Origin of the sequence: Streptomyces corynorhini, assembly GCF_003346515.1 — a bacterium.
Taxonomy (GTDB): Bacteria; Actinomycetota; Actinomycetes; order Streptomycetales; family Streptomycetaceae; genus Streptomyces; species Streptomyces corynorhini.
On sequence record NZ_QQNA01000182.1, the window covers coordinates 1 to 26099 of the forward strand.

General features: G+C 73.6%; 24 protein-coding genes. 11 read left to right on the forward strand and 13 right to left on the reverse strand.

The window, feature by feature from the left end:
* Window positions 1-73 precede the first annotated feature (73 nt).
* On the reverse strand, window positions 74-250 hold the full coding sequence (locus tag DVH02_RS35650) for a hypothetical protein (protein ID WP_199566369.1): 177 nt from the start codon (window positions 248-250) through the stop codon (window positions 74-76).
* 243 nt (window positions 251-493) lie between these two features.
* Here DVH02_RS35650 and DVH02_RS22180 point away from each other — a divergent pair, with 243 nt between their 5' ends.
* On the forward strand, window positions 494-1531 hold the full coding sequence (locus tag DVH02_RS22180) for an NUDIX hydrolase (protein ID WP_114625577.1): 1038 nt from the start codon (window positions 494-496) through the stop codon (window positions 1529-1531).
* A gap of 199 nt (window positions 1532-1730) precedes the next feature.
* On the opposite strand, the gene DVH02_RS22185 is transcribed toward DVH02_RS22180, so the two are convergent.
* On the reverse strand, window positions 1731-3095 hold the full coding sequence (locus tag DVH02_RS22185; RefSeq protein ID WP_114625578.1) for a dipeptidase: 1365 nt from the start codon (window positions 3093-3095) through the stop codon (window positions 1731-1733).
* A 149-nt stretch (window positions 3096-3244) separates the two neighbouring features.
* Here DVH02_RS22185 and DVH02_RS22190 point away from each other — a divergent pair, with 149 nt between their 5' ends.
* From DVH02_RS22190 to DVH02_RS22200, 3 genes are all read left to right on the forward strand, one after another.
* Complete coding sequence (locus DVH02_RS22190; protein ID WP_325051392.1) at window positions 3245-4552, forward strand: geranylgeranyl reductase family protein; 1308 nt, start codon at window positions 3245-3247, stop codon at window positions 4550-4552.
* Between the two features lie 359 nt (window positions 4553-4911).
* The gene (locus DVH02_RS22195) at window positions 4912-6225 is read left to right on the forward strand and encodes a sensor histidine kinase (protein ID WP_114625580.1); all 1314 of its coding nucleotides are present in this window, start codon (window positions 4912-4914) and stop codon (window positions 6223-6225) included.
* Window positions 6222-6887: a response regulator gene (locus DVH02_RS22200; protein ID WP_114625581.1), complete on the forward strand. Its 666-nt coding sequence runs from the start codon at window positions 6222-6224 to the stop codon at window positions 6885-6887. The genes DVH02_RS22195 and DVH02_RS22200 overlap by 4 nt, the downstream gene beginning before the upstream one ends.
* Here DVH02_RS22200 and DVH02_RS22205 read toward each other — a convergent pair.
* The 3 genes from DVH02_RS22205 to DVH02_RS22215 all read right to left on the reverse strand — a co-directional run bounded on the left by DVH02_RS22205 (window position 6848) and on the right by DVH02_RS22215 (window position 9463).
* Window positions 6848-7111, reverse strand: coding sequence for a DUF6332 family protein (locus DVH02_RS22205; protein WP_114625582.1), 264 nt, complete (start codon window positions 7109-7111; stop codon window positions 6848-6850). The genes DVH02_RS22200 and DVH02_RS22205 overlap by 40 nt on opposite strands.
* A gap of 75 nt (window positions 7112-7186) precedes the next feature.
* On the reverse strand, window positions 7187-7948 hold the full coding sequence (locus tag DVH02_RS22210; RefSeq protein WP_114625583.1) for a maleylpyruvate isomerase family mycothiol-dependent enzyme: 762 nt from the start codon (window positions 7946-7948) through the stop codon (window positions 7187-7189).
* A gap of 345 nt (window positions 7949-8293) precedes the next feature.
* Window positions 8294-9463 (reverse strand): MFS transporter, encoded by a 1170-nt coding sequence (locus tag DVH02_RS22215; RefSeq protein ID WP_325051393.1) that lies wholly within the window; start codon window positions 9461-9463, stop codon window positions 8294-8296.
* A gap of 259 nt (window positions 9464-9722) precedes the next feature.
* Between DVH02_RS22215 and DVH02_RS22220 the strand changes: the two genes are divergently transcribed.
* A complete protein-coding gene (locus tag DVH02_RS22220) occupies window positions 9723-10940 on the forward strand; it encodes an ROK family protein (RefSeq protein ID WP_114625584.1) in 1218 nt (405 codons plus the stop codon).
* A 191-nt stretch (window positions 10941-11131) separates the two neighbouring features.
* Entirely contained in the window at window positions 11132-11449 is a 318-nt protein-coding gene (locus tag DVH02_RS22225) for an SHOCT domain-containing protein (protein WP_114625585.1), read from the forward strand.
* A gap of 148 nt (window positions 11450-11597) precedes the next feature.
* Here DVH02_RS22225 and DVH02_RS22230 read toward each other — a convergent pair whose 3' ends face one another.
* Together DVH02_RS22230 and DVH02_RS22235 are read right to left on the reverse strand one after the other, a co-directional pair.
* The gene (locus DVH02_RS22230; RefSeq protein ID WP_199566370.1) at window positions 11598-12122 is read right to left on the reverse strand and encodes an ATP-binding protein; all 525 of its coding nucleotides are present in this window, start codon (window positions 12120-12122) and stop codon (window positions 11598-11600) included.
* 346 nt (window positions 12123-12468) lie between these two features.
* On the reverse strand, window positions 12469-12780 hold the full coding sequence (locus DVH02_RS22235) for a hypothetical protein (protein ID WP_114625586.1): 312 nt from the start codon (window positions 12778-12780) through the stop codon (window positions 12469-12471).
* A 217-nt stretch (window positions 12781-12997) separates the two neighbouring features.
* Between DVH02_RS22235 and DVH02_RS22240 the strand changes: the two genes are divergently transcribed.
* From DVH02_RS22240 to DVH02_RS22250, 3 genes are all read left to right on the forward strand, one after another.
* Complete coding sequence (locus tag DVH02_RS22240; protein WP_114625587.1) at window positions 12998-14194, forward strand: PLP-dependent cysteine synthase family protein; 1197 nt, start codon at window positions 12998-13000, stop codon at window positions 14192-14194.
* Window positions 14195-14271: 77 nt separating this feature from the next.
* On the forward strand, window positions 14272-15177 hold the full coding sequence (locus DVH02_RS22245; protein WP_114625588.1) for an aldo/keto reductase: 906 nt from the start codon (window positions 14272-14274) through the stop codon (window positions 15175-15177).
* 92 nt (window positions 15178-15269) lie between these two features.
* On the forward strand, window positions 15270-15890 hold the full coding sequence (locus DVH02_RS22250) for a hypothetical protein (protein WP_114625589.1): 621 nt from the start codon (window positions 15270-15272) through the stop codon (window positions 15888-15890).
* 27 nt (window positions 15891-15917) lie between these two features.
* Here DVH02_RS22250 and DVH02_RS22255 read toward each other — a convergent pair whose 3' ends face one another.
* Both DVH02_RS22255 and DVH02_RS22260 read right to left on the reverse strand, forming a co-directional pair.
* Window positions 15918-16433 (reverse strand): SRPBCC family protein, encoded by a 516-nt coding sequence (locus tag DVH02_RS22255; protein ID WP_233518376.1) that lies wholly within the window; start codon window positions 16431-16433, stop codon window positions 15918-15920.
* A gap of 476 nt (window positions 16434-16909) precedes the next feature.
* Complete coding sequence (locus DVH02_RS22260; RefSeq protein WP_114625590.1) at window positions 16910-17758, reverse strand: DeoR/GlpR family DNA-binding transcription regulator; 849 nt, start codon at window positions 17756-17758, stop codon at window positions 16910-16912.
* Between the two features lie 441 nt (window positions 17759-18199).
* On the opposite strand from DVH02_RS22260, the gene DVH02_RS22265 reads away from it, so the two are divergent.
* Window positions 18200-20554, forward strand: a complete 2355-nt coding sequence (locus tag DVH02_RS22265; protein WP_407697664.1) for a hypothetical protein — start codon at window positions 18200-18202, stop codon at window positions 20552-20554.
* On the opposite strand, the gene DVH02_RS22270 is transcribed toward DVH02_RS22265, so the two are convergent.
* The 4 genes from DVH02_RS22270 to DVH02_RS22285 all read right to left on the reverse strand — a co-directional run bounded on the left by DVH02_RS22270 (window position 20524) and on the right by DVH02_RS22285 (window position 25381).
* Window positions 20524-22956, reverse strand: coding sequence for a right-handed parallel beta-helix repeat-containing protein (locus DVH02_RS22270; protein ID WP_114625591.1), 2433 nt, complete (start codon window positions 22954-22956; stop codon window positions 20524-20526). The genes DVH02_RS22265 and DVH02_RS22270 overlap by 31 nt on opposite strands.
* 175 nt (window positions 22957-23131) lie before the next feature.
* Window positions 23132-23740 carry an Rv1733c family protein gene (locus DVH02_RS22275; RefSeq protein ID WP_114625592.1) on the reverse strand — a complete coding sequence of 203 codons (609 nt, stop codon included), beginning with the start codon at window positions 23738-23740 and terminating at the stop codon, window positions 23132-23134.
* 190 nt (window positions 23741-23930) lie between these two features.
* Window positions 23931-24812 carry an MOSC domain-containing protein gene (locus DVH02_RS22280; protein ID WP_114625593.1) on the reverse strand — a complete coding sequence of 294 codons (882 nt, stop codon included), beginning with the start codon at window positions 24810-24812 and terminating at the stop codon, window positions 23931-23933.
* A 74-nt stretch (window positions 24813-24886) separates the two neighbouring features.
* Window positions 24887-25381, reverse strand: coding sequence for a DUF6643 family protein (locus DVH02_RS22285; RefSeq protein WP_114625594.1), 495 nt, complete (start codon window positions 25379-25381; stop codon window positions 24887-24889).
* 251 nt (window positions 25382-25632) lie between these two features.
* Between DVH02_RS22285 and DVH02_RS22290 the strand changes: the two genes are divergently transcribed.
* Window positions 25633-26099 (forward strand): TerD family protein (locus tag DVH02_RS22290; RefSeq protein ID WP_147286106.1); only part of this gene is annotated, 467 nt, incomplete at its 3' end.

The window sequence follows — 26099 nt, forward strand, 5'->3', positions numbered from 1 at the left end:
GGTGTGGGCGCGACAACGGCGCACATCGCCGTCCCGGCCGCGCGGTCGGTGGCGCCGCGCGGCCGGGACGGCGCTACGAGGGGGAGCCGGTCGCCTGCTGCGGCACGACCACCAGGAACACGTCCGAGTCGAGGTCCATCACGACCTCCGCCGGTGTCCCCTCGTCCCGCCGCGCCCGCGCGAACTCCTCGGCGGGCCAACTGCCGCGCGGTCCGCCCGCGGGAAACCTCTCCAGCACCGTTCGGCGCATCGTGAACCCCCTCGCCACTCCTGCCCGTTCAACGACGGACCCGGGGTCGGTGTTACGGCCCGCCGCCGACATCGATCCGTACCGTCCGCCCGCCCCGCGCCCCCGCGGCGGCCGCGGAAACGGTGTCGAACCGGCCACCGCCCGTTCCCGCCGGATGTCCGGGCGGGCTCTCCGGTCCCGGCGGGTGTTTTCGTGGCAGGGTGTTGCGGGCAGTCCTCTGGGGGCTATGAAAGAGGGGGAACCGTGATCGTCTGGATCAACGGTGCGTTCGGAGCCGGCAAGACGAGTACCGCGCGCGAACTGGTCGACCTGCTCCCGAACTGCACTCTGTACGACCCCGAGCTGACCGGCGCGGGTCTGGAACAACTCGTACCGCAGAAGCGGCTGGCCGAGGTGAGCGACGTCCAGGACCTGCCGATCTGGCGTCGGCTGGTGGTCGACACCGCGGCGGCGCTGCTCGCGGAGGTGGGTGGCGTGCTGGTCGTTCCGATGACGCTGCTGCGCCAGGAGTACCGCGACGAGATCTTCGGGGGGCTCGCCGCGCGCCGCATTCCGGTACGGCATGTCCTGCTGGCCACCGATGAAACGATACTGCTCAAGCGGATAGCGGGCCGCGCCGTCCACGGGGAGGGCCACGACGCGAACGAGCGCACCCGGCAGCGGTGTTACGACCACATCGAGCCCTACAGCGCGGCGCTCGACTGGCTCACCGGCGACGCCCACGTGATCGACAACAGCTGCCTCACGGCCCGGCAGACCGCCGTGTCCCTCGCGGCCGCCGTGCAGACCGGCGCGGCCGGTGTCTGCGAGATCGTGCAGACCCCCGAGCCGACGGCCGAGACCGTCGCCGCCGGAGTGCTGCTCTTCGACGAGCGGGACCGGGTGCTGCTGGTCGACCCCACGTACAAGCCGGGCTGGGAGTTCCCCGGCGGCGTGGTGGAGCGCGGCGAGGCGCCCGCACGCGCCGGGATACGGGAGGTCGCCGAGGAGATAGGCATCGAACTCGCCCAGGTGCCCGCGCTGCTGGTCGTCGACTGGGAGGCGCCCAGGCCCCCGGGCTTCGGCGGGCTGCGGCTGCTGTTCGACGGCGGGGTACTGCCCGCGGGGGACGCGGGCCGGCTGCTGCTGCCGGGACCCGAGCTGCGCGGCTGGCGCTTCGTGGGCGAGGAGGAGGCGGCCGGGCTGCTGCCTCCGGCCCGCTACGCGCGGCTGCGCTGGGCGCTGCGGGCCAGGGAGCGCGGCGTGGTGCTCAACCTGGAGGACGGCGTCCCGGTCGGCTGAGCGCCTGTCGGCGACCTTCGGCCGGGTGGTCATCGGCCGCCCGGCCTTCGAGCAGGTGGCCTTTGACCGGGTGGCCTTCGGCCGGGTGGCTTTCGGTCGGGCGAGCGGGCGCGGTACGGGGACGCGTCGGGCGCGCGCCACGGGCCCCGGTGCCGGTTCCCGTACGCGCCACCGCCGGGCGGCCCCGTACCGCGTGCGGTCAGGCCCGCCCGGAGCGCGCGTAGTTGGTGAGGAAGTGGGCCTCGGCCACGGAGAGCCGCTCCAGTTCCTGGGGCGACACGCTCTCGTTCACCGCGTGGATCTGCGCCGCCGGATCACTCAGCCCGATCAGCAGGATCTCGGCCGCCGGGTACAGTCCGGCCAGCGTGTTGCAGAGCGGGATGGAGCCGCCCATGCCGGACGACTGCATCTCCTGGCCCGGGTACGCCACCCGCATGGCGTCGGCCATCGCCGTGTACGCCGGGCTGGAGGTGTCCGCGCGGAACGCCTGGCCCCGGCCCACCTGTTCCACCGCGACGCGCGCGCCCCACGGCGTGTGCTTCTCGATGTGCGTGGTGAGCAGTTCGGTCGCCTCGGTGGCGTCCTGGCCCGGGGGCACCCGCAGGCTCACCGTCGCCCGCGCGCTCGCCTGCACGGACGGTGTGGCGCCCACGACCGGCGGGCAGTCGATGCCCAGTACTGTCATGGCGGGGCGGGCCCAGACCCGGTCGGCGACCGAGCCGCGGCCGATCAGCCCCACGCCGTCGAGCACCTTCGCGTCCTTGCGGAAGTCCGCCTCCGGGTAGTCGAGTCCGTCCCAGTCGCCCTCGGCGGCCAGCCCGTCCACCGTCGTGGAGCCGTCCTCGGCGCGCAGCGAGTCGAGGATCCGGATCAGGGCGGCGAGCGCGTCCGGCGCGGCCCCGCCGAACTGGCCCGAGTGCAGATTGCCTTCGAGCGTGTCGACGGAGACCCGCACCATGGTCATACCGCGCAGCGTCGCCGTGACCGTGGGCAGCCCGGTCCTGAAGTTGCCGGTGTCGCCGATCACGACGGCGTCGGCGGCCAGCAGCTCCGGGTGCGCCTCGGCGTAACGCTCCAGACCCCCGGTGCCCTGCTCCTCGGAGCCCTCGGCGATGACCTTGACGCTCACCGGCACCCCGCCGTTGGCCTTGAGGGCGCGCAGGGCCAGCAGGTGCATCAGGAAGCCGCCCTTGCAGTCGGCCGCACCGCGCCCGTACCAGCGTCCCTCGCGCTCCGTCAGCTCGAACGGCGGGCTCAGCCAGGCGTCTTCGTCCAGCGGCGGCTGCACGTCGTAGTGTGCGTACAGCAGCACGGTCGGCGCGCCGACGGGTCCTGGCAGCAGCCCGTACACGGACTGCGTCCCGTCGGGGGTGTCGAGGAGGGCGACGTCCTGGAACCCCTCGGCCCGCAGCGCGTCGGCCACCCAGCCGGCCGCGGCCTCGCACTCGGCGCGGGGGAACACCGCGACATCCGCCACCGAGCGGAAGGCGACCAGTTCCGCAAGCTCCGTACGGGCGCGGGGCATCAGGGAGGCTACGGTCTCGGCGATCCGATTCGCGGTCATGGGCACGCTCCAGGTGGGTACAACGTTGTCTCAGTCAGGTGTACGTCGAAGGCGGTGTCGATCCTCCCACAGCGGCTCCGTGGCGCAGGCGCCGTAGGATGCCGTTCGACAGCGAGGGCCACCGGTCGGATCAGGAGCAGAAGCACATCGTGAGCAGCGAGAACGCAGACGCCGGAAGCGTGCACGACGAGCCGGTGTGGGATGTCGTCGTGGTCGGCGCAGGGCCGGCGGGAGCCTCCGCGGCATACGCGGCGGCTGTCGCGGGCCGTCAGGTGCTGCTGCTGGAGAAAGCCCAGTTGCCCCGCTACAAGACCTGCGGGGGCGGAATCATCGGCCCCTCGCGCGACTCGCTGCCTCCGGGCTTCGAGCTGCCGCTGAAGGAGCGGGTGCACGCGGTGACCTTCTCGCTGAACGGGAAGCTCGCCCGCACCCGCCGCTCCAAGCGCATGCTCTTCGGGCTCATCAACCGCCCGGAGTTCGACGCGAGTCTGGTGGAGCACGCGCAGAAAGCCGGGGCGGTGCTCCGTACCGGCGCGACCGTCTCCCGGGTCGAGCAGCACGGCCCGGCCGTGCCCGACCGCCGCACCGTCGCCGTCGTCCTCGCGGACGGTGAGACGGTGCTGGCGCGGTCCGTGGTCGGGGCGGACGGCAGCGCCAGCCGGATAGGCGGCCATGTCGGCGTGAAGATGGAACAGGTCGACCTCGGCCTGGAGCTGGAGATCCCGGTCCCGGAGCCGGTCGCCGAGGACTGGGCGGGCCGGGTCCTCATCGACTGGGGCCCGCTGCCCGGCAGTTACGGCTGGGTCTTCCCCAAGGGGGACACGCTCACGGTCGGGGTGATCTCGGCGCGGGGCGAGGGCTCGGCGACCAAGCGCTACCTGGAGGACTTCGTCGCGCGCCTGGGGCTCGCCGGGTTCGAGCCCTCGGTGTCCTCCGGGCATCTGACCCGGTGCCGCAGCGAGGACTCGCCGCTGTCGCGCGGCCGGGTGCTGGTGTGCGGCGACGCGGCGGGGCTGCTGGAGCCGTGGACCAGGGAGGGGATCTCCTTCGCCCTGCGCTCCGGCCGGCTGGCGGGGGAGTGGGCGGTACGGATCTCCGAATCGCACGACGCGGTGGACGCCCGGCGTCAGGCGCTGAATTACGCGTTCGCCGTCAAGGCGGGGCTCGGCGTCGAGATGGGCGTGGGCCGGCGGATGCTCTCGATCTTCGCGCGCCGCCCGGGAGTCGTGCACGCGGCGATCACCGGACTGCGGCCCGCGTGGAACGCCTTCGCGGACATCACCCGTGGTTCGACCACACTGGCCGGTATCGTGCGGACCCATCCGGTGGCCCGGCGTGCGCTGGACGTGCTGGACCGCAAGCAGGCGGCGGCCAAGGACGGCGACAGCGGCTCGCCCGACGCCCCCGCGGGCGCGGCTCCCGAGGCCGGAGTTCCGGAGACGGGCGCGCGCGGCTGAGCGCGCACGCTACGGCGCGGGCCACGGTGCGCGCCACGGCCCCGGCCGCCCGGCCCGGTCAGGGGGGCCGGGCGGCCGGGGCGCGTCCGTCGGCCGGGGCGTGGCCTGCGGCCGGAGCCACCGACGCCCACTGCGCTCCGCCGGTCACGGCCGCGGCGGGCATCCTCGTGCTCATCGTCACGACGCCGCGCCCCCCGATACCCGCGCCCTCGCCCCGATACCCGCGCCCTCGCCCCGATACCCGCGCCTGCGGGCGCGGGACCAGCGGGACGCGCGGCGTGCCGTACTCCCCCGGGAGTACGAGTGATCACCACGCCGGGCGGACGCCCTGAGCGCCTCCGCCGGTCTAGCGTGACGGCATGGAACACCGGTACACGCGTCCGCGCGGCGGCGGACGGGCCCGAGGAGGCCGCTTCCCACGGCCGTACTGGGCGCGCGGCGGCCCGGTGCCCGCCGGGCCGGCCTGGCGCCCCTCCCTCTTCCTGGCCGTCTTCGTCCTGGTGGGGACCGCCTTCACCGCGCGCGGCCAGTCCGACCGGATGCCCCTGGACCTGTGCGCTCGGCTGCTGCTCCTCGCGGGCCCCGTCCTGTTGCTGTGGCGCCACCGCCACCCCGTGGTCTGCGTCTTCGGTGTCCAGGCCACGCTGCTGGCCTACTTCGCCCTCGGCTATCCGTACGGGCCCGTCTTCCTGACCGCCGCCGTCGCCGTCTTCAACGCGATCGTCTCGGGCCACCGGCGTGCCGCCTGGTGGGCCGTCGGCACGCTCTGGGCGGGCCATCTGGTCATCGCGCACTGGCTCTACCGCTGGCTGCCGCCCCCGCACGACCGGGCGGCGCCCTGGGCGCAGGAGCTGGTCGCCGCGGCGCTCGCGGTCGCCCTGTGCGCCGCCGCTGAGGTCGTCCGGGTACGCCGAGAGCAGTGGGCCGGTCGGGCCGCCGAGCGCGCGGCGGCCAGGAAGCGGCGGGAGAACGAGGAGCGGATGCGTATCGCCCGTGAACTCCACGACGTGCTCGCCCACTCCATCTCCGTCATCAACGTCCAGGCGGGCGTGGGGCTCGCCCTGCTCGACTCCGATCCGGAACAGGCCCGTACGGCGCTCACCACCATCAAGGCGGCGAGCAAGGAGGCGCTGGGCGAGGTGCGGCAGGTGCTCGACACTCTCAGAGCCCCCGGCGCGGCGCCGCGCACGCCGGCCCCCGGCCTCGACCGGCTGCCGGAGCTGGTCGAACAGGCCGCGAGCGCCGGTCTGACCGTCGAGGTCGTACGGGAGGGCGAGCCGGCGGCGCTGCCGCCCGGCACGGACCTGGCCGCCTTCCGGATCGTCCAGGAGGCGCTGACCAACGTGGTGCGCCACTCCGGGTCCCGCACGGCACGGGTCGTGCTCGGGTACGCGCCCGGCCGGCTCGACCTCCGCGTCGGGGACGCGGGCCCCGCCACCGGCGACGGCGCGGGCGGCAGCGGCAACGGCCTGGTCGGCATGCGGGAACGGGCCGCCGCGCTGGGGGGCACCATCGAGGCGGGCCCCCGGCCGGACGGCGGCTTCGGGGTGCACGCCGCACTGCCGCTCACGGCGGAGCGCTCCACGACCGAGTGCCGCACGACGGACCACGGGCCCGACACGGACCACGGGCCGGGCGACCGGACCCAGAACCAGAAACGGGAGACATCGTGATCCGGGTGCTGCTCGCCGACGATCAGTCGCTGGTACGGGCGGGCTTCCGCGCGCTGCTCGACGCCCAGCCCGACATCGCGGTGGCGGGTGAGGCGGCGGACGGCGAGGAGGCGGTGCGCGGTGTGCGCGAACTGAGCCCGGACGTGGTGCTGATGGACATCCGGATGCCCCGGCTCGACGGGCTGGCGGCCACCCGCCGTATCACCGAGGACGCCGGGCTCGACCCGGTGAAGGTGGTCATGCTGACGACCTTCGAACTCGACGAGTACGTCTTCGAGGCGATCCGCTCCGGAGCCTCGGGGTTCCTCGTCAAGGACACCGAGCCCGAGGAGCTGCTGCGTGCCGTCCGGGCGGTGGTGGCGGGCGACGCCCTGCTGTCGCCCGGGGTCACACGTCGGCTCATCGCCGAGTTCGCGTCCCGCTCCAAGGAGCCGAAGGACCTGCGGGAGCTGGCCGAACTCACCGAACGGGAGCGCGAGGTGATGGCCCTCGTCGGCATCGGCCTGTCCAACGCCGAGATCGCCCGCCGACTGGTGGTCAGCCCGCTCACCGCCAAGACGCACGTCAGCCGGACGATGGTGAAGCTGGGCGCCCGCGACCGTGCCCAACTGGTCGTGCTGGCCTACGAGTCGGGGCTGGTGCGACCGGGCTGGCTCGGCTGACCGCCACGCCTCCCGAACCCCCACAGCACCTGAACGACCCGGGCCAGGAAGACGAGAGCGGCGACGCCGCCCGCGCCGGGCAGCGGCGCCGACGGCAGATCGAAGGCGTACGGGGGAACGGCGACGGCGGCGAACACCAGCACCGCCGCCAGGAATCCGGTCAGCAGCGCGAAGCCGATCTCGACCGTGATGGCGTCCCGTTCGGCGTCGCTCCGTGTCCCCATACGACGAGTCTGGCGCGGTGCGCGGGCCGCGGCAAGCCGCGCTACGACATGGTGCGCGGGCCGAGGCAAGCCGCGCTACGACATGACGACGGCGGAGGTCTCCCGCCAGAGCAGGGCCACCGCGCGATCGCCCGTCAGCGCGACGGCGTCGAGCGGCAGCCGGTTCCACAGTGTGAGCTGGAGCGTCCCCGCCGGGCCGCTCAGCTCGCAGTCGGCGGGGACGGTGTCGCCCTCCGCGGCCCGGGTGCGGGTGGTGCGTACGGGTTCCCGGGAGATCCGTACGGTCCATACGTCGTCCGTGTCGGTGGCCCGCACCCGCAGGACCCGCGCTGCCTCGGACCTGACCCGGCTGCGCGCGCGGACGTGGAAGCACCGGAGCAGCTCGTCGATCCCGTCCGCGGCGAAGCCCGGGTCGAGCGGTGTGGGCACGGTGGGAGCCGGCGGGGACTCGGCATCGACCCGGTGGACGGCCGTCTCGTGGGCCTGGCGGCGGGTCCAGAACGCGAGCGGCGTGGGCGCGGGCAGAAAGGTCCAGCACTCCAGATCGTCGGGTGCGGTGGCCAGCGCGGTGACGAGCAGGGCATGTCCCTCCCTGAACCACTCCACCAGCGCGTCCCCGTCGAGATCCGGCGCTCCGCCCGGCGCGCGCGGCGAGGTGTGTCCTTCCGCCACGAAAGCGGTCGCCCAGCGGTGCACCTGACCGGTGTGGCGCAGCACATCGCGGATCCGCCAGCCGGGACAGGCCGCTACCCGCGTATCGGGGCCCGCTTCGAGGGCGGCGTCGGCCAGCAGCCCGCCTTCCCGGGTGAGCTGGCCGAGGAGTTCCGCTCTGTCCATGGCGGGAATTGTGCCAGCCAGCGCACCGGGGCGGGGAGGAGTCACCGAAAGGTTCCGGAGACCGTCACCGCCCGGGGAAAGCCCCTGTGCCCGCCCCTCCCGGGCGGGGTTCGCGCCGTCTGGTGCGCCGCACTCGCTCCGCTCGCTTCGCCGCGGCGCTTTGACGCGTCGTCCGGACGCCGAGCGCTCTCGCCAGGCGGAGGATCATCCTCGTACGGGACGTACCCGGACGACTCCGACCACGCGGCGCGCGTGCGTGCCAGACGCCGTCGACCAGGCGGGACTTCGAAGACAGGACCTGGGGCCTCTCGTTTGGATCAGGCCGGNNGATCCAAACGAAAGACCCTAGACGCGCGCCGCGGGCGGCGATGTGTCGCGCGCCGAGTACGCGATGACCGCCGCTGCCGCCGCCAGCAGGGCCACGGTCGTCAGGGCGAGCGGCAGCGAGAACCAGTCGGCGAGGAAGCCGATCGCGGGCGGCCCGAGCAGCATCCCGCCGTACCCGAGCGTGGACGCGGCGGCGACCCCGCCGGGTCCTGCCAGCGCGCCCGCCCGCCCGATGGCCACCGGAAAGATGTTGGCGAGGCCGAGACCGGCCACGGCGAAGCCCGCCAGCGCGGCCCAGGTGGTCGGCGCGAGCGCGCCGAGCAGCATGCCCAGCGCGGCGGTGATCCCGCCCGCGACCAGGGACCGGGTCTGCCCCAGCCGCTCCATCAGCGCCGTACCCGACAGCCGTCCCACCGTCATGGCGAGGGCGAACAGCGAGTAGCCGGCGGCGGCGACCCCGGGGGAGGCGCCCAGGTCCTGGGTGAGATGCAGGGCGCTCCAGTCGGCCATCGCCCCTTCGCCGTACGCGGTGCACAGTGCGATCACCCCGAAGAGGAGTACGAGCCACCGGGCGCGCGGGTCCTGCCGTCGCCGCCGCGTGGCCGCCCCGCGCTCCGCACGCTCCGGTACGGGGGGTACGGGCGTGGCGTTCCGCAGCAGCACCGGCCCGGCGAGCGCGGTGACCAGCAGGCCGACGCCGGTCAGCAGGGAGAGGTGAACGGCGGGGGAGAGCCCGCCCGCGAGCAGCCCGCCGAGGCCCGCCCCGACCATGCCGCCGAGGCTGAACGCGGCGTGGAAGCTGGAGATCACCGGGCGCCGCAGCGCGGCGACGACCTCGACGGCGCCGCTGTTCATCGAGACGTTCAGACTTCCGTAGCTTGCGCCGAAGGCGAGCAGAACCAGCCCGAGGGTGAGTGCCGAGTGGGTCTGCGGCGGCAGGGTGATGCTCAGCGAGAGCACCACCGCGCACACGACCGTCACCGGATGGCTGCCGAAGCGCCGGCAGAGCCGCCCGGTGAACATCATCGTCACCACCGCACCCGCGGACACGCCGAGCAGGGCGAGCCCGAGATCGCTCGCCGAGGAGCCGGTCTGCTGCTTGATCGCCGGGATGCGGACCACCCACCCCGCGAACAGGAATCCGTCGAGCGCGAAGAAGACGGTGAGCGCGCTACGCAGCCGGGACAGCGGAGACAGCTGGGACGGGTGTGACAGCCAGGACAGGCGGGACAGCCAGGGCAGGCGGGACGGCCAGGGTAGGCGGGACGGCTGGGATGGCTGGGACGGGCGGGACCGTTCACCGAGGGATTCGGCGCGCTCTCGCAGAAGAGCGGACCTTATTTTGTTCAGATTCGGCACAAAGTGAGGATAGGGGCCCTGACCCCGGCCGACAAGGCACCGGCACAGGGCGCCCGCAGCGCCTGGGGATCATGGGAGACTCGCCTTCATGGACGGCAAGGGGACCACCACCCGGACACGACTGGAGAGAGGCCGCGGCGCGCTCGGCCCGGCACTGGAACTGGTTCACACGGGCCGCGCGCCCACCCGCGCCGTGCTCACGGCGGAGCTGGGCGTGACCCGGGCCACGGCCGGTGCCGTCGCCGCCGAACTGGAGGCCCTCGGCCTGATCCGGGTGGACTCCAGGCCCGGCGCCGCGGCCGGTTCGCAGGGCCGCCCCTCGCACCGGCTGTCCGTCGACGAGAACGGCCCGGTCGCGCTCGCCGCCCAGGTGCACGCGGACGGTTTCCGGGTCGCGCTGGTCGGGCTGGGCGGCCGTATCGTCGCCACGGCGCCCACGCGCGGTACGGTCACGGCCGACCCCGCGCAGGTACTCGGCGAGGTCGTCGAGGCGGGCGCCGGACTGCTGCGCGCGGGCGGGCACCGCTGCGTGGGCGCGGGTCTCGCCGTACCGTCGGCCGTCGCGGAACCGGAGGGCACGGCCCTCAACCCCCTCCACCTCGCCTGGCCGGCCGGGGCCCCGGTGCGGGAGATCTTCGCCGAGCGGGTGCGTGCGGCGGACATCGAGGGCCCCGCCTTCACCGGCAACGACGTCAACCTCGCCGCGCTCGCCGAACACCGGCACGGCGCGGGCCGGGGCGCCCAGCACCTGCTCTGCGTGGCCACGGGACACCGGGGGGTCGGCGGGGCGCTCGTCCTCGACGGCCGTCTGCACAGCGGCAGTTCGGGTCTGGCCCTGGAGGTCGGCCACCTCACGGTCAACCCCGAGGGGCGCCCCTGCTACTGCGGCGGCAAAGGCTGCCTCGACGTCGAGGCGGATCCGCTCGCCTTCCTCACGGCGGCGGGCCGCGTTCCGGGGCCGGAGGTCTCGCTGCTCCAGCAGTCGCGCGACCTGCTCCGTACGGAGTACGCGGACCCCTCCGTGCGCGGGGCCGCGGAGGAGCTGATCGACCGGCTGGGGCTCGGGCTCGCGGGCCTGGTCAACATCCTCAACCCCGACCGGATCATCCTCGGCGGGCTGCACCGGGAGCTGCTCGACGCCGACCCCCAGCGGCTGCGCGCCGTCGTCGCCGACCGCAGCCTGTGGGGCCGCAGCGGCGGCGTACCGATCCTGCCGTGCACGCTCGACCACAACAGCCTGGTCGGCGCGGCCGAGTTGGCCTGGCAGCCGGTACTCGACGACCCGCTCGGCGCCCTCGCGCGGTAGCGACGGCTCCCGTCCCCCACCGCGACCTGCGCGGGGACGTCGCCGGGGGAGCAGCGGCGGGGCCGCCAGTACTTCCCCGGTGGTACGGGGACGGCAGCCGACGGGACGACGCGCCGGGACCCCTCGGGGGGCGAGGCTCTGAAGCGGCCGGAAAGGCAGGCCGCGAGACCTCTTCGAGGAGCTGAGTCAAGATGAACACCCTGGCGTTCCACGCCGGACCCGGCCCATGGATCCTTCTCTTCCCGCTGTTCTGGGGAGCCGCCTTCTTCGTTGTGAGCACCCTGCTGCGCCGGGCCGGTTGGCGTGGCCGGCGCGGCGGACGCGCCGGGCGCGGCGGCGGCCCGCGGGGGCCGTGGCGGCCTTCCGCGCCCGCGCACGACGACCAGTCGCCGATCGCGATGCTCGGCCGCAGGTTCGCCGCGGGGGAGATCGACGAGGACGAGTACTGGCGTCGGCTGTCCGTCCTGGACGAGCAGTTCGGCGACAAGGGCAGGACCGGGGCCGTATGACCCCACCGCCCCGGTGACCGGTGCCGTGCCGTGCGATTCCGTGCCGTCCGCGTGATGCCGTGCGGTGCCGTGCCGTGCCGTCCGTGCGGTGCGGTGTGGCGCGGTGCGGTGTGGTGTGGTGTGTGCCGTGCGGCGCGGCGCGGTGTGGTCAGCCGACCACGGTGGACCGGACCGCCCTGTTCCCGCTCTCGTGGCCCGCCGCGCCGAACGCCGCCCCCAGGAAGGGGCCGTCGGTCGTCGCGCCGTACACCGCGCGCAGGGGCGGCGCCAGGGCGGAGGGCGGCGCGGGCAGGGTGAACCAGATGCTCTTTCCCGTATCGCCCCGGCGTCTGATGCCCCAGCTCTCGCTGACGGCCGCGATCAGCGCGAGGCCCCGGCCGCCGGTGTCCAGGGGGCCCGCGTCGTTGACCGCGGGCAGCCGTGGATCGTGATCGCTGACGGAGACCGTGAGCCGTTCGAGCAGCAGCTCGATGTCGACGGTGCAGAGCTTGTCCGGTTCGGCGTGCCGGTGGACGTTGGTGAGCAGCTCGGTGACGCCGAGTGCCGCGTGGTCGATCAGCGGATCGAGATGCCAGTAGCGCAATTGCGCCGAGATGATTCTGCGGACCTGTCCGATCCGCGACGGCAGGGCTTGGAGCTCCACCGTGCAGTGCCTGCTGGGAAGGCTGATCACGGCCGCGACTCCCCGAATGAGGTCCGGAAGAAGACGAAGATCGGATCCTGCAGCTGGCGCGCTGCCGATCCCGCCCGGCGGGGCTGGATCGTAGCGTCACCGCCGGTTAACCCTGAGTGATATGAGACCAGCGTGACTCAGGAGGATCGACTTCGCAACTCGCGGGCCCGCGAAGGGCGTAACGGCGCGGTGGAACACCCGGCAGACGCGCTGGGTCGACGCACTGGCAGACGCGCTGGGCCGACGCACTGGCAGACGCGCTGAGCAGACGCACTTGGCCGACGCGCCCGGCAGCGCACCCGGACGGGGGTCAAGGTGGCGGGCCAGGGCGGCGGCCCGGCGCTCCTCAGCCGTGGCTCGTTCTGCTCACGGCCTCCATGAAGCGCCTGACCAGCGCCGTCGCGTCCGGCCTGCGCCCGCGCTGCCCCATCGTCAGCCGATACCGGATGCCGTTGACGGTGGCGACCGCGCTGCCGCTGCCCGCGAACCACGGCCGCGCCGCCCGCACGGCCCGCAGCGGGGCGCTGTCGATCACCCGGCCGTAGCTGGTCAGCAACGCCAGCCTGCCGTCCTGGATCAGCACCTGACCGGCTGTGGTCAGCGAGCGGGGCCACCGTTCGATCAGGACTCCACGCGCGTTGAACTCCGGTTCCGCCATGGCCTCTCAGCCCCCTCCGTGCCATTCCCTGCGAATCCCTGTAAATCCCCTCAAGGCAGTGTGCACAAGTATCCGGGCGCGCACCAGAGCGCCCTTTCCCCAGGGCTCCCGCGCCCGCTCCAGAAGGCATTCCTATGGATCCCCAAAGTCAGCGTTTGCGCAGGTGGTGGCGGTACGGTGCGGTAGGGGCCGGATCGAGGAGCGAGGAGCGCCGCACATGACGCACAGGGACGGATCCGGTTCCGCCACCGGCCGGGACGGGACATCGACGGAGGCACCGACGACCGCCCCCGCGACCGCTCCGCCCTCGGCCCCGGCCACCGTCGACGTGGACCGCAGCGACTCCGGCTACCGCGCCTGGCTCAAGGAGGCCGTACGCAAGGTCCAGGCCGACGCCAACCGCTCGGCCGACACCCATCTGCTGCTCTTTCCGCTGCCCGAGCGGTGGGGCATCGACCTCTACCTCAAGGACGAGTCGACGCACCCGACCGGCAGCCTCAAGCACCGGCTGGCCCGCTCCCTCTTCCTCTACGGGCTGTGCAACGGCTGGATCCGCCCCGGAAAGCCGGTGATCGAGGCGTCCAGCGGCTCGACGGCCGTCTCCGAGGCGTACTTCGCCAAGCTGATCGGCGTCCCGTTCATCGCGGTCATGCCGCGCACCACCAGCCCCGAGAAGTGCCGGCTGATCGAATTCCACGGCGGCCGGTGCCACTTCGTCTCCGAAGCGCGGATGATCTACCAGGAGTCGGCGGACCTCGCCGCCAGGACCGGCGGCCACTTCATGGACCAGTTCACCTACGCGGAGCGCGCCACCGACTGGCGGGGCAACAACAACATCGCCGAGTCGATCTATCAGCAGCTGAGACTGGAACGCTATCCGGAGCCCGCCTGGATCGTCGCCACGGCGGGTACGGGCGGCACCTCCGCGACCATCGCGCGCTACGTCCACTACATGCAGCACGACACCCGCATCTGCGTCCCCGATCCGGAGAACTCCTGTTTCTTCGACGGCTGGACCCGCCACGACCCCACCGCGCACAGCGAGCGCGGCTCCCGCATCGAGGGCATCGGACGGCCCCGGATGGAGCCGAGTTTCGTGCCCGGCGCCATCGACCGGATGATGAAGGTCCCGGACGCGGCGAGCGTGGCCGCCGTACGCGTCCTGGAACGGGCCATCGGCCGCAAGGCGGGCGGCTCCACCGGCACCGGGCTGTGGAGCGCCCTGAGGATCGTGGCGGAGATGGTCGCCGCCGGTACCACGGGCAGCGTGGTCACGCTCCTCTGCGACCCCGGCGACCGCTACCTCGACAAGTACTACGCGGACACCTGGCTGGCCGAACAGGGCCTGGACATCGGGCCGTACACCGCGACCCTCGAACACTTCCTGGCGACGGGTTCCTGGCCGGAGGACTGACCCCCGGCGCCCTGTTGGCTGGGCGTCCCGGCGTCCCGGCGTCCCGCCGGACAGTCGTACGGTCATACTCCCGTGCCATGGCTGAAGAAACGATCAACGCGGCGTCCGTCGGCACCTGGGAACTCGGCGACCTGAAGGTCAACAGGATCGGATTCGGCGCGATGCGCCTGACGGCGAACGCCGACGGCACCCCGAGCGACCGGCAGCGGGCGACGGCGGTCCTGCGCGCGGCGCTCGAACTCGGCGTGAACCACCTCGACACCGCCGCCTTCTACTTCTCCCCGCTGCGCTCCGCCAACGAACTGATCAACCGGGCGCTGTCCCCGTACCCCGAAGGGCTGGTCATCACCACGAAGGTCGGCCCCGGCCGAGACCCCTCCGGCGAGTGGTGGTGGGCCACCCCCGGGCAACTGCGCGGACAGGTCGAGGAGAACCTGCGCCAGCTCGGCCGGGACCATCTCGACGTGGTGAACCTGCGGCTGCCGCGCAGCGCCGAACACGCCTCGCTCGCCGACCGCTTCGGCGCGCTGTCCGAACTGCGGGACGCCGGGCTCATCCGCCATCTGGGCATCTCCCACGTCCGCGCCCACCACCTCGCGGAGGCGACGGCCATCGCGCCGGTGGTCTGCGTGCAGAACGCGTACGGAGTCGGCGCGCCCGCCGAGGAGCGCGCGCTCCTGCGGGCCTGCGCGGAACAGGGCATCGCCTACGTGCCGTTCTTCGCGATCGCGGGCGCCGGGCGCGAGGCCGGGGTACCCGCAGGGGAGAACGCGCAGGTGCTCGCCGTGGCCCGCGCGCACGGCGTGTCGCCCGCACGGGTCCGGCTGGCGTGGACCCTCCGGCAGGGGCCGCACGTGCTGGCCATCCCGGGCACCGGCGACCCCGGCCATCTGGCGGACAACGTGGCCGCCGGGGCGCTGCGCCTCACGGCGCGGGACATGGCGCTCCTGGACGCCGTGGAGCCGGGCGGCGAAGGCCGGTGAGGGGCGCGGGACGTGGGTGAGCCGCGCGACACCGGCCGGTCTCACAAGGGGGCCACTGGTCTCATACAGCTTCGTCGTTCATACTGCCCGCCGTGGAGCAGCGCATAGATCCGAAGATCCAGCCCGAGTTCGCCGTGGGGACAGATCCGGCATACATCCCCGGACTGACAGCCCCCCGCACCGGGGCGGCGGGAACCGCGACGGAGAAGAAGACGGATCCGGCCGTGGAGCCGGAACCCGAGGCCACCGTCCCCGACGACGCCGCCACGGCAGCCGACGCAGCCCCCGAGGCGGAGCCGGAGGGCAAGAAGGAGTCAGAAGAGCCGGAGGAGCCGGAAGAGCCAGAGAAGCCAGAGGACTCGGAGGACTCAGGGACAACGGAGCAGGAAGCGGGCGCGGAAGCGGCCACGGCGGCGGAAGCGGAGACGGCGGACGGCCCCGAATTCGAGGCCGCCGACCGGCGGGGCTCGATCACGGCCGACCGCGACGGAATCCGGTTCCGGCTGGACGAGGAGGAGGCCGACTTCCGGTGGGACGAGATCGGCGCGGTGGAGATCGCCACCCTCCGGTTCCCCCGGAGGTTCACCGTCACCGTCCATGTGTCCGACCGCCGTTGGTTCACCGCGGAGGTCGAGACGACGGCCAAGAGCAGCCTCCAGGAGTGGACCGCCGGATTCGACAAGGTCCTGGACGCCTACTTCGAGGAGTCCTGACCGCCCGCTGATCCGCTGATCACCCCGTCAGGAGCCCCCAGGGGCTCCGCCGCCTGCTGAACGCTCGTCGAGGCCGCCTCCAGGGCGGTCCTCGGCGGGGCCGCGCAGCAGGCGGCCGACGGCGTGCCCGAACACGGCCCGACCGGTGCGCGCGGTCAGCGGATCGAACACGCGCGGCAGTCGGCCGACCCGCAGATCCTCCTCCCAGCACACCCGGGTGGCGCCCCCGCCGTGCACCGACCCGTGGCGCACGTGGATCTCGGCCCAGCCCGTGACGGCCCTGCCGCGCTTCTCCAGACGGCAGCGGCCCGGCACGCCCGGCGCGGGCGGCTGCCAGTGGACGACCTCCATCGGATCGTCGAACGCCGCCGGCCCGAACCCGGTGCGGGCCACGAAGCGCGTCCCGACGCGGGTCGGGCCCGGGGTGAGGACGGAGATCCTGGTGAGGGGGACCCCTCGCGCGTGCGCGGGCCAGTCGGTCAGCCGCCGCCACGCCTCGTCGGCGGTCAGCGGCGTCGTACGGTCGATACGGAAGACGCTCACCCGGCGATCGTAGGCCGGACGCGGCTCTCCACCCGGAAGGCGCCGGTCGAGGACCCCGCTCGCGCCGCTCCCGCGGCGTGTCCCAGGCCCTGTCGTCAAAGTCCCGCCTGGTCGACGACGCGGCGAGGCGCGTCGCCAGGGCCCGCGAGCCCGGCATGATCCGAACGGGAGGCCCTGGGCCCTGTCTTCAGAGTCCCGCCTGCCCCGTGGCGCCCGGCACGCACGCGCGCCGCGTTGGCGGGATCACCCCGGTACATCCGGTACGGGGGCGAAGCTCCGCCGTGCGGGAGCGCTCGGCTTCCGAAGGACGCGTCGAACGCCTCGGATGTGCGTGCATGGCGCCTCCCCGCGGACGGGACTTCGGACTTACTCGTCTAGGACCAATACCAGTGACTTTGCGGCTGCCGGGGCTGTCGGCGGACCGTGTTTCCGCAGCTGAGGCCGCCGAACTGGCCCCTATGTCACTGGTATTGCGTCTAGGACCGCTCCCCGTCCGCGTCGGCGCCCGGACCCGCCACCACCAGTCCCGGCAGGTGTTCGGTGATCTCCTCGCGGATCTCGTCCGACAGCCCCGCGTCCGTCACGAAGGTGTCGACCTGGTCCAGCGTGGCGAAGGAACTCAGCCCCACCTTGCCCCACTTGGTGTGGTCGGCGACGACCACCACCCGGCGGGCCGACCGCATGAAGTGCCGGTTCGTCTCCGCCTCCCCGAGGTTCGGCGTGGACAGACCGGCCTCCACCGAGATGCCGTGCACCCCGAGGAACAGCATGTCGAAGTGGAGCGAGCGGATCGCCTGGTCGGCCACCGGTCCGACCAGCGAGTCCGACGGCGTGCGCACGCCGCCCGTCAGGACCACCATGGCCGCCCCGGGACGCGCGGCGCCCGCCGCGCCCGTCTGCTGCTGCGCCGTGTGGAAGACGTCCGCCACCCGCGTCGAGTTGGTCACCACGGTCAGCTCAGGAACGTCCAGCAGCCGACGGGCCAGCGCGAACGTGGTGGTTCCGCCGGACAGCGCGACGGCGCTCCCCGGCTGAACCAGGGCCGCCGCCGCGCGGGCGATGTCCTCCTTGGCCGTCAGCTCCAGCGCGGACTTCGCCTCGAAACCCGGCTCGTGCGTACTCGCCTCGACCACCGGCACCGCGCCGCCGTGCACCTTCTCCACGACGCCCTGCCGGGACAGCGCGTCCAGGTCTCTGCGCACGGTCATATCGGAGACATTGAGCCTGCGCGTCAGCTCGTTGACGCGGACCCCGCCGCGTCGGCGCACCTCGTCCAGGATCAGGGCGCGGCGCTGCTCCGCGAGGAGGCTCTGGTTGTCGCTCACCGCCGGGCGTGTCCTTCCTTCGTCCATGGGGGCACTCATCCTCGCACGGGGATCCGACAGTCACCCCGGTGGTTGCCGGTGGCGGGGGCCGGGGAGATTCGGTGACGACCGGGTGCGCCTCGGCTGTCGTCGGCGATTCTGGTGGGCTCCGGTGCCACCGTGCCGGTTCCGTCCCTCTCCCGCCCCCCACTCCTGACCACCGTGAGAGCGAGACCCGAAGTGCCACCTGAGACCCCGGATCCCCCGACCCCGGATTCCCCGACGCCGGATCCTCGGACACCGGATTCCCGGACACCGGATCCTCGGACCCCGCCCCTCAGCACGACGGATCCCGGGACACCGGAACCCGAGCCACCGCGCCCCGAGCCGTCCCGACCCGGCACCGGCGGAGCCGCCCTCGAACTGCTCGTCCACGGCGTCGGCGGGGCCACCCCGCAGCAGATGCTCGACGACCCGCGCGCCGTCAGGATCACCGGCGACGAGACGGCCGCCGTGTACCGCCGCCCCGACGACGTCGACGCCGAGCTGCACCCCGAGCGCGACCGCGACCGCGACGGTCCGATCCCCGAGGCGTACTGCTGGTCCCATCTCACCTCGGGCAACGGCTCACGGGCCCTGTGGCTGCTGCTGCTCCCCTTCATGGTGGTCAACCTGGCCCACTGGATGCGGCCCGTCACCAAGGGCCTCAGCAAGTCCCAGCGCCTGTACGGGGTGCTGGTCCGGCTGGTCGCCCTCACCCTCACCGTCCTGCTGACGGCCGCCGCCTGCGAGGTCGCCCTCGATCTGACGGCGTGGCAGTGCGCCGGATCCGCCGAGTGCGTCGCCCACCGCTCCTGGCTCGGCTTTCTCTCGGCGGAGCGGCAGGGCTGGTGGTCGCAGCCCGGCCGCAGGCTCGCCCTGGCCGCGACGGTGCCGACGGCGCTGGTGGGGTTCCTCTGGTACCTCTCCAACCGCACCTGGAGCGCGTACGAGGCCCAGCGGCCGCCCGGTGACGAGAAGCCCAGCGTCCGGATCCGGCCGACGACACCCGACGTCCCCACGCCCGCTGACGCGCCCATGCCCCCTGACGCCCCCACGCCCCCCGACGCCCCCGCCGCGCCCGGCGCCGACACCGTACGGCCCGCGCTCGGCCGGCCCGGCTTCTGGTACGGCCGCAGGCTCGTCGCCCGGCTGCGCGCCGCGCACACCGCCGCCGGATTCCTCACCGTCGCCGCCGCGCTCACCGTCGCCGCCGCCGACCAGGACCGGCGCACCGGGAGCGGGCCGCTGTCGGCGGTCGGCACGCTGCTCCAGGCCGCGCTGGTGTGCTGCGCCGCCGTCGTGGTGTGGGTGGTGTGCGGCAGGGGCCGCAGCGAACGCAGGCGCGACGGCTCCCTCGACGGGCTGCTGACCGCCCGGCTGCCCGAGGTCTCGCTCGTCCTGCTCGCTCTCGCCGTCGGATACGCGGGCTGGTCACGCCCGGAGTGGGTCTCCGGCGGCGCGGCCCCCGGCACCCTGGTCTTCCGGGTCCTCGCCCTGGCGCAGGTCGTGTTCATCGTGGCGCTCGTGGTGATCGCCCGTCGGCTGTACCGCCGCGTGCCGCAGCCGCGTACGGCGATGCGCGGCCTCGCCGGGCCCGCCGTCGCGATGCTCGCCTGCGCCCTGGGCGGGGTGATGACCGGCGGGGTGGCGCAGCGCGTCGCCGACTGGCTGGACGGCGACGCCACCCCCGGCATGGACGGCGGTGTGATCCCCGGTCCGCCGGTGCTGCTGAGCTGGCAGGCGTCCGTCATCCCGGTGCTGATCGTCCTGTTGCTGATCCCGGCGGGCACGCTCGCCCTACGGACCGAGCGCGCCGCCCGCGCCCTCGTCCCGGTCGTCGAGCGGGAGTACGGCCCGGTGCGCGGCGACACCCTGCGCAGCCGCCAGGTGGCGGGCGCCCGCGCCCGCGCCGCGCTCACCGACGCCGTGCCCAGGCTGGTGGGGGTGGTCTCCGGTGCCTCCCTGCTGCTCGGCGCCGCCGCCGTCGCCGGGTCGTGGCTGAGCGGCGAGGTGCCGGGACAGGCCGCGCGGGGCACCGACTCGTTCGTCGAGTCCGTGGCCGACACCGCGCAGGCGGTCGGCTCCTGGCTGATCGGGCTCGGCTTCGTACTCTTCGTCACCTGGGGCCGGCGCGCCTACCGCGACCCCGCCGCGCGCCGCACCATCGGCATCCTGTGGGACGTGGGCACCTTCTGGCCGCGCGCCGCCCACCCCTTCGCGCCGCCCTGCTACGCCGAGCGCGCCGTCCCCGATCTGACCTGGCGCATCGTCGCCTGGACCCGGCGCACCGGGGGCAGGCTGGTCCTGTCAGGGCACTCGCAGGGCAGTGTGCTGGCCGCCGCCGCCGTCTGGCAGCTACCGGCGGCCACCCGGCACCGCGTCGCGCTGCTGACGTACGGCTCGCCCCTGGAGCGGCTCTACGGCCGCTGGTTCCCCGCCTACTTCGGCGGTGGGCAACTGGAGCGGCTGTCGGCCGAGTTGCACTGCTGGCGCAATCTGTGGCGGGCCACCGACCCCATCGGCGGGCCCGTCAGGGTGTCCGCCCACGGCGACCGCCCCGAGGTCGACCGGGGCCCGCTCACCGATCCGTCGGCCTACAGTCGTACGGTGGAACACCCGCTGCCCGAGCCGATCCTCGGCCACTCCGACTACCAGGCCGATCCGGTGTTCGCGGAGGAACGCGCCGCGCTGCTCGACCGGTTGCCGCCGCCGCTGCTGCCCCCGCAGCGCGACGACCGGCGGGCTCAGGACAGTTCGGGCAGATCGTCCGCGTAGAGCAGGGTCAGATCGTCGGTGCTGGTCTCCGGCAGCTGGGCGACCCGGCCCGCGTGCCGCTCCACCATCGACTCGAACGTCTGGCGGGCGGTACGGCCGTTGCCGAAGGCCGCCCCCTTGGGGAGGGCCGTGAAGTAGGCCAGCAGCGCCTCGGCCGTCCCCTCGCCCAGCCGGTACTCCTGCTCGTCCGACTGCTGGCGCACGATGCGCAGCAGCTCCTCCGGCTCGTAGTCGCTGAAGGTGATGGTCCGTGAGAAACGGGACGCCACACCGGGGTTGACCGTCAGGAAGCGTTCCATCTCGGCGGTGTACCCGGCGACGATCACTACCACGGCGTCCCGGTGATCCTCCATCAGCTTCACCAGGGTGTCGATGGCCTCCTTGCCGAAGTCCCGTCCCGAGTCCTCGGGGGAGAGCGCGTACGCCTCGTCGATGAACAGCACACCGCCGCGCGCCCGGTCGAACGCCTCCTGGGTACGGATCGCCGTCGACCCGATGTGCTCGCCGACCAGGTCGACCCGGGAGACCTCGACGAGGTGGCCGCGCTCCAGCACCTTCAGGGAGTGCAGGATCTCGCCGTACAGCCGGGCCACGGTCGTCTTGCCGGTGCCGGGGTTGCCGGTGAAGACCAGATGGCGGCGGACCGAGGCGGCCTTGAGGCCCGCCTCCTTGCGGCGGCGGCCCACTTCGATCATGTCGGTGAGCGCCCGGACCTCGCGCTTGACGCTCTCCAGGCCCACCAGCGCGTCGAGTTCGCCGAGCACGTCCTCGGAGTCGCGCGCCGTCGTCGCGGGCGCGCTGTCGGGCGCCGCCGTCACGGTGGCGGGAGCCGGTGGGAGCGCGCCGAGGAGCCCGGGGGAGGTCTGCGCCGCCGTCAGCGTGGCGGGTGCCTCGGAGGCCGGGGAGGCGGCGCCCAGGGGCGGCGGGGTCAGCACGCCGCTCTCGTCGCTGGTGCAGTCCTCGGCGGTCGGCCCGTCCTCGGCGAAGTCGTACCCGCCGCGCGCGCACCGCTCCGTACGGCACCGGGTGAGCGTCGTACGGCAGCCGTCCATCACGTGGAAGCCGTAGCCGCCGCTCCCGGTGACCCGGCAGTTGTGGAAGGTGCCCCGGCCCTCGGCGGAGACGTAGAAGCCGGCCTCGGCGCTCGATGTGACCGTGCAGCGCTCGATGGTGGGGTCGGCGCCCTTGGTGACGATCACCCCGGTCTGCACGGTGTCGATCGTGCAGGAGCTGAGCGTGCCGCCACTGCCGTGGTCGCGGAACCAGGCGCCCGTGGACGCCTCCCTGATCCGGCAGTCGTCGAGCTGCGCGGTCGCGCCGTCGCTCACGGACACCGCCGTGTTGCGCACCTGGGAGATGTCGCTGTCGACCACATCGGCGCGCGAGCCGCGGTCGAGGACGAAGAGGGCGTCGGGCACGTCGTGCACCCGGCAGGAGTCGAGCACGACGGTCGCGCCGTCGCTGATCCACACCGCCGGGTAGTCGCCCGTACTGTCATGGATCTCGCACTGGTTGGCGTCCACCCGGGTGCCGGGATCCCAGACGGAGAGTCCGTTGCGGCCGAAGCGGCGCACCGTGGAGCGGGTCAGGGTCAGCACCGAGCGGGAGCGCAGATCGACCGCGTTCTCCGGGATGTCGTGGATGTCGCAGTCGGAGAGGGTCAGCACCGCGTCGGTGTCCAGGGTTATCCCGTCGGCCGACGTGCGGTGCACGGAGGAGTCGGTGAGGTGGGCGGCGGCGCGGGAGGCGATCTGCACCCCGGTGCCCTTGATCTCGTACACCTCGCAGCCGATCGCCTCCAGACCGCTGCCCTCACCGGTGACGGAGAGCCCGGAGCCCGAGGCGTGGTGGACGCGGCAGCGCTCCAGCCGGGGGTGCGCGCCGCCGCGCACGGAGACACCGGCCTGACCGGCGGCGACGATCTCGCACTCCTCGAACACCCCGCCCGCGCCGTCGAGCACGCCGATGCCGACCCCGGCCGGATTGTCGACCGTGCAGCGGCGCACCGTCGGCCTGGCGGCGCCGCGCACCTCTATGCCCGCCGCGGAGCGGGTCACGATCCGCAGATCGGCCAGCTCCGGCGTGCCGTCCTCCACCAGCAGCGCGGGGGCCGTCGCGTCCTGTCCCTCCACATGGAGGTCCTGGACGGTCGCCGAGGCCCGCACCGTCAGGGGCACGCCGTCGGCGGGCGCGATCCGCACGGAGCCGAGCGAGCCCTCCGGGCCGCGCAGCGTGACCGCCCGGGTGACCACGAGGTTCTCCCGGTACGTACCCGGCGCCACGGTGAGGATGTCGCCGTCGCCCGCCGCCTCCAGGGCCGCGGCGAGAGACGCGTACTCGCCCGTGCGGCGGCGCCAACGGGATGTGCCGGTGTGCGTCACCTGGACCGTGCCCTGTGCCATGGCGTTGCTCTGTCCCCACCTCGTGCGATTGCCCGTGCCGTGCCGTTCCGGGTGCCTGCCCCGTTTCCCGGCCTGGGCTGCGGACCGGGCGGGCACCACCGTAGCGCGCGTGGCACCGCGGAGTTGACGCAAGAGCCGGGTCCGGCCCGGCCGACGGTGCCGCCGGGCGGTCGCCTCAGCTGCCCGCCCCGGTGCGCCCCCAGTCGGGACCGGCCCGCGCCCACGCCCGGTCCAGCCGCTCGTACCGCCGTTGTACCAGACGCCATACGGCCAGCCGTCGCCCGCACTCCACCAACACGACCGCCGGCACCGCCGATCCGAGGCCGGCGAAGACCGCGTGGGCCCGCGCCGCCGTCGCGGTCATCGGGGCCTGGGCCTCGTCGCCGTGCCGGTCGGTCCAGAAGACGAAGGTGTCACCGGGGTGCGGGTCACGCAGCGGTGCGGAGAGCGTATCGGTGCGGGTGGACCCGTCCGGCGCCCGCCAGGTGGCCACCACCCGGCCGCCCAGATCCTGGCCCACCGGCGACTCGACGTCGTACACGAGCGGGACGCGCTCCGCGGAGAGCGCGATCACCTCGGCCTCCGTACGGTGCCGTTGTTCGTGCTGGAGCCGTACGGTCTCGCGCAGCGTGGCGTCGACCGCGCGCCCGCAGAGCAGACCGACCGCCGGCGCGGCCAGCGCGATGAGCACGGCGGCGGTCAGCGCCAGCCACGCCTCGACAAGATCGGTGCGGCGGCACAGGGGGTTGTGCCGCCAGCGCCGGAGTCCCACGATGGTGCGCACGGATCCGCACCCCCTTCCCCTCTCCGTTGTAGCCCCGGGCCGCGGCGAACGAGCGCGATGGCCGGGAAGAGAGAGCAAGCTCACCCGGGCCCCCGCCGCCCGCGGCACACCGCCCGCCCCGCGCCCCGGCCGCCCCAACAGCCTTATCACGGAGCCGCGTTCGACCGGTCGGGCGCCAGCGGGGGAGCGGTCACTCCAGGACGGTCACCGGATCGCCCACCCGCAGGACTCCGGTGCGCTCGGGGACCAGGTTCTGGCCGAAGACCAGCTTGCCGTCGAAGAGCCGGTGGCGGCCCAGGGTGCGCAGCGGCTCCCGGCCGCGCTCGGCGGTGTGCTGGTCCGTGGTGGTGATGACACACCGCCCGCAGGGCTTGGCGACGCGGAAGGTCACTTCTCCGACGGCGAGGCGCCGCCAGCCGTCCTCCGCCCAGGGCTCGGTACCGGCCACCACGAGATTGGGCCGGAACCGGTCCATGGGCAGCGGGCCCTCCTCCGGATGGTCCCCCTGCCGGACCAGGGAGTTGAGGGCGTCGAGGGACGCGAGCGTGGTGACGAGCACCGGGAATCCGTCCGCGAAGGAGACCGTCTCCCCGGGCCGCCCGTAGAGCGGGTCGACGGCCCGGCGACGGGCCGGGTCGTCGAGATGTACGAGTCTGACCTCCACCCCGAGGTACTCGCTCAACAGGCGGTGCGCGTCGGGTGTGCCGGACGCCGCAGGCACCGATTCGACCTTCGTCCCGAAAATGTCCGCCACCGTCGTGCGGACGGCCCCGTCCCCGCCCGCGGCTCCCCCCGCCGCGCCCTCCGCTCGCGGCACGGCGACCGTCACGGGCTCCAGACCGGGCCCGGACAGCCGGACCCCGCCGTCCGGCCGCAGCTCGGCCCCGATGAGCGCCAGCCGTGGCCGCTGGCGCTGGGTGACCACCTTCCCCGTGCCGTCGATCAGCGTCCAACGGCGGTCCCCGGCCAGTCCCCAGGGTTCCACGGCGGCCCTGTCCGGCGTATGCCCGGCCATCGACTTGACCGGGTGGACCCACAGAGCGTGCAGAACGGCGTCGGGTGACTTCGGCATGGCGCCATCCTGTCACCGGCCATTGACCTCCGGCCGGTCAGCACACCGATGAGCCGCGCGAGGGCGGCCCCCGGTCAGTACCCCCTGGTCTGGTAGGGCCGGTTGTACGGGTCGTCGTACGGAGCGGGCTGCGCGGGCACCGGCCTGGCGGCCGCGGGCCGCATCGCCTCGTACCCCGTGCCGGGCATCGGGCGCTGCGGCTGCTGCGGGGGCTGCGGCGCCTGCTGGTAGGGCTGGCCCTGGTAGCCACGGGGCGCGCCCTGCTGCGGGATGTACGGCGCCGGTGCCTGCTGGAGCGGCATGGGCTGCGGCGTCGGCTGCATCTGCTGCGGCTGCTGATAGCCGCCGCCGTAGGACGGCATGGACTGCGACGGTCCCGACGGCAGCGCGGGGAGCGCGGCGGGCAGGGCGGGCAGGTAGCTGTTGTTCGTGTCGTACGCGGCGGGCACTCGGATCGGGGCGATCTGAGGCGTGCCCCGCTCCGCGACCAGGGAGTCGTAGATAGGGGTGTCCGGGAAGGACGGCGCGGAGTAGTAGCCGCCGCCGTAGGTGGAGCGGGGGGAGGTCATGGAACATAAGTTAAGCCACCGCGCACCGGGTTGGGGAGTCGGATAAGAGGCTTCTTTGGGGAGGTGTGGGCGACTTCGGATCCCCAATGCGAGCGAACTTGGGAAAATCGGTCGTCCTCACATGTTCGGATCGTGTAAAGGGCGAGCTGACGGGCGGTTACCGGCGGGTCCCGCCGGGGTCGGACGGCGGCCCGCCGATTAGGTTGGACGGATGGAATCCTCGGACACCGCGACTCACGATGGGGGCGATCATGTCCATGCTTAAGGGAGCGAATCTTCCGGTGTCCGCACCGGCTGTCCGCGTGGAATTGGGATGGAGTTCAGGACCGGGGGTGCCGGATGTCGACGCCTCCGCGCTGCTCCTCGTCTCCGGCAAGGTCCGTTCCGACGCCGACTTCGTCTTCTACAACCAGCCGGCGCACACCTCGGGCGCGGTACGGCACGAGGGCAAACGGCCCGAAGGCGCGGGCTTCACCGACACCCTCGCCGTCGACCTCACGCGCGTGGAACCCGCCGTCGAACGGATCGTCCTGGCCGCCTCGGCGGACGGCGGCACCTTCGGCCGGGTGCCGGGGCTCCGGGTGCGGGTGCTGGACGCCGCGACCGGCGCCGAGATCGCGCGCTACGAGAGCCGGGACGCGAGCGTGGAGACGGCGTTCGTCCTCGGCGAGCTGTACCGCCGCCAGGGACAGTGGAAGTTCCGGGCGGTGGGACAGGG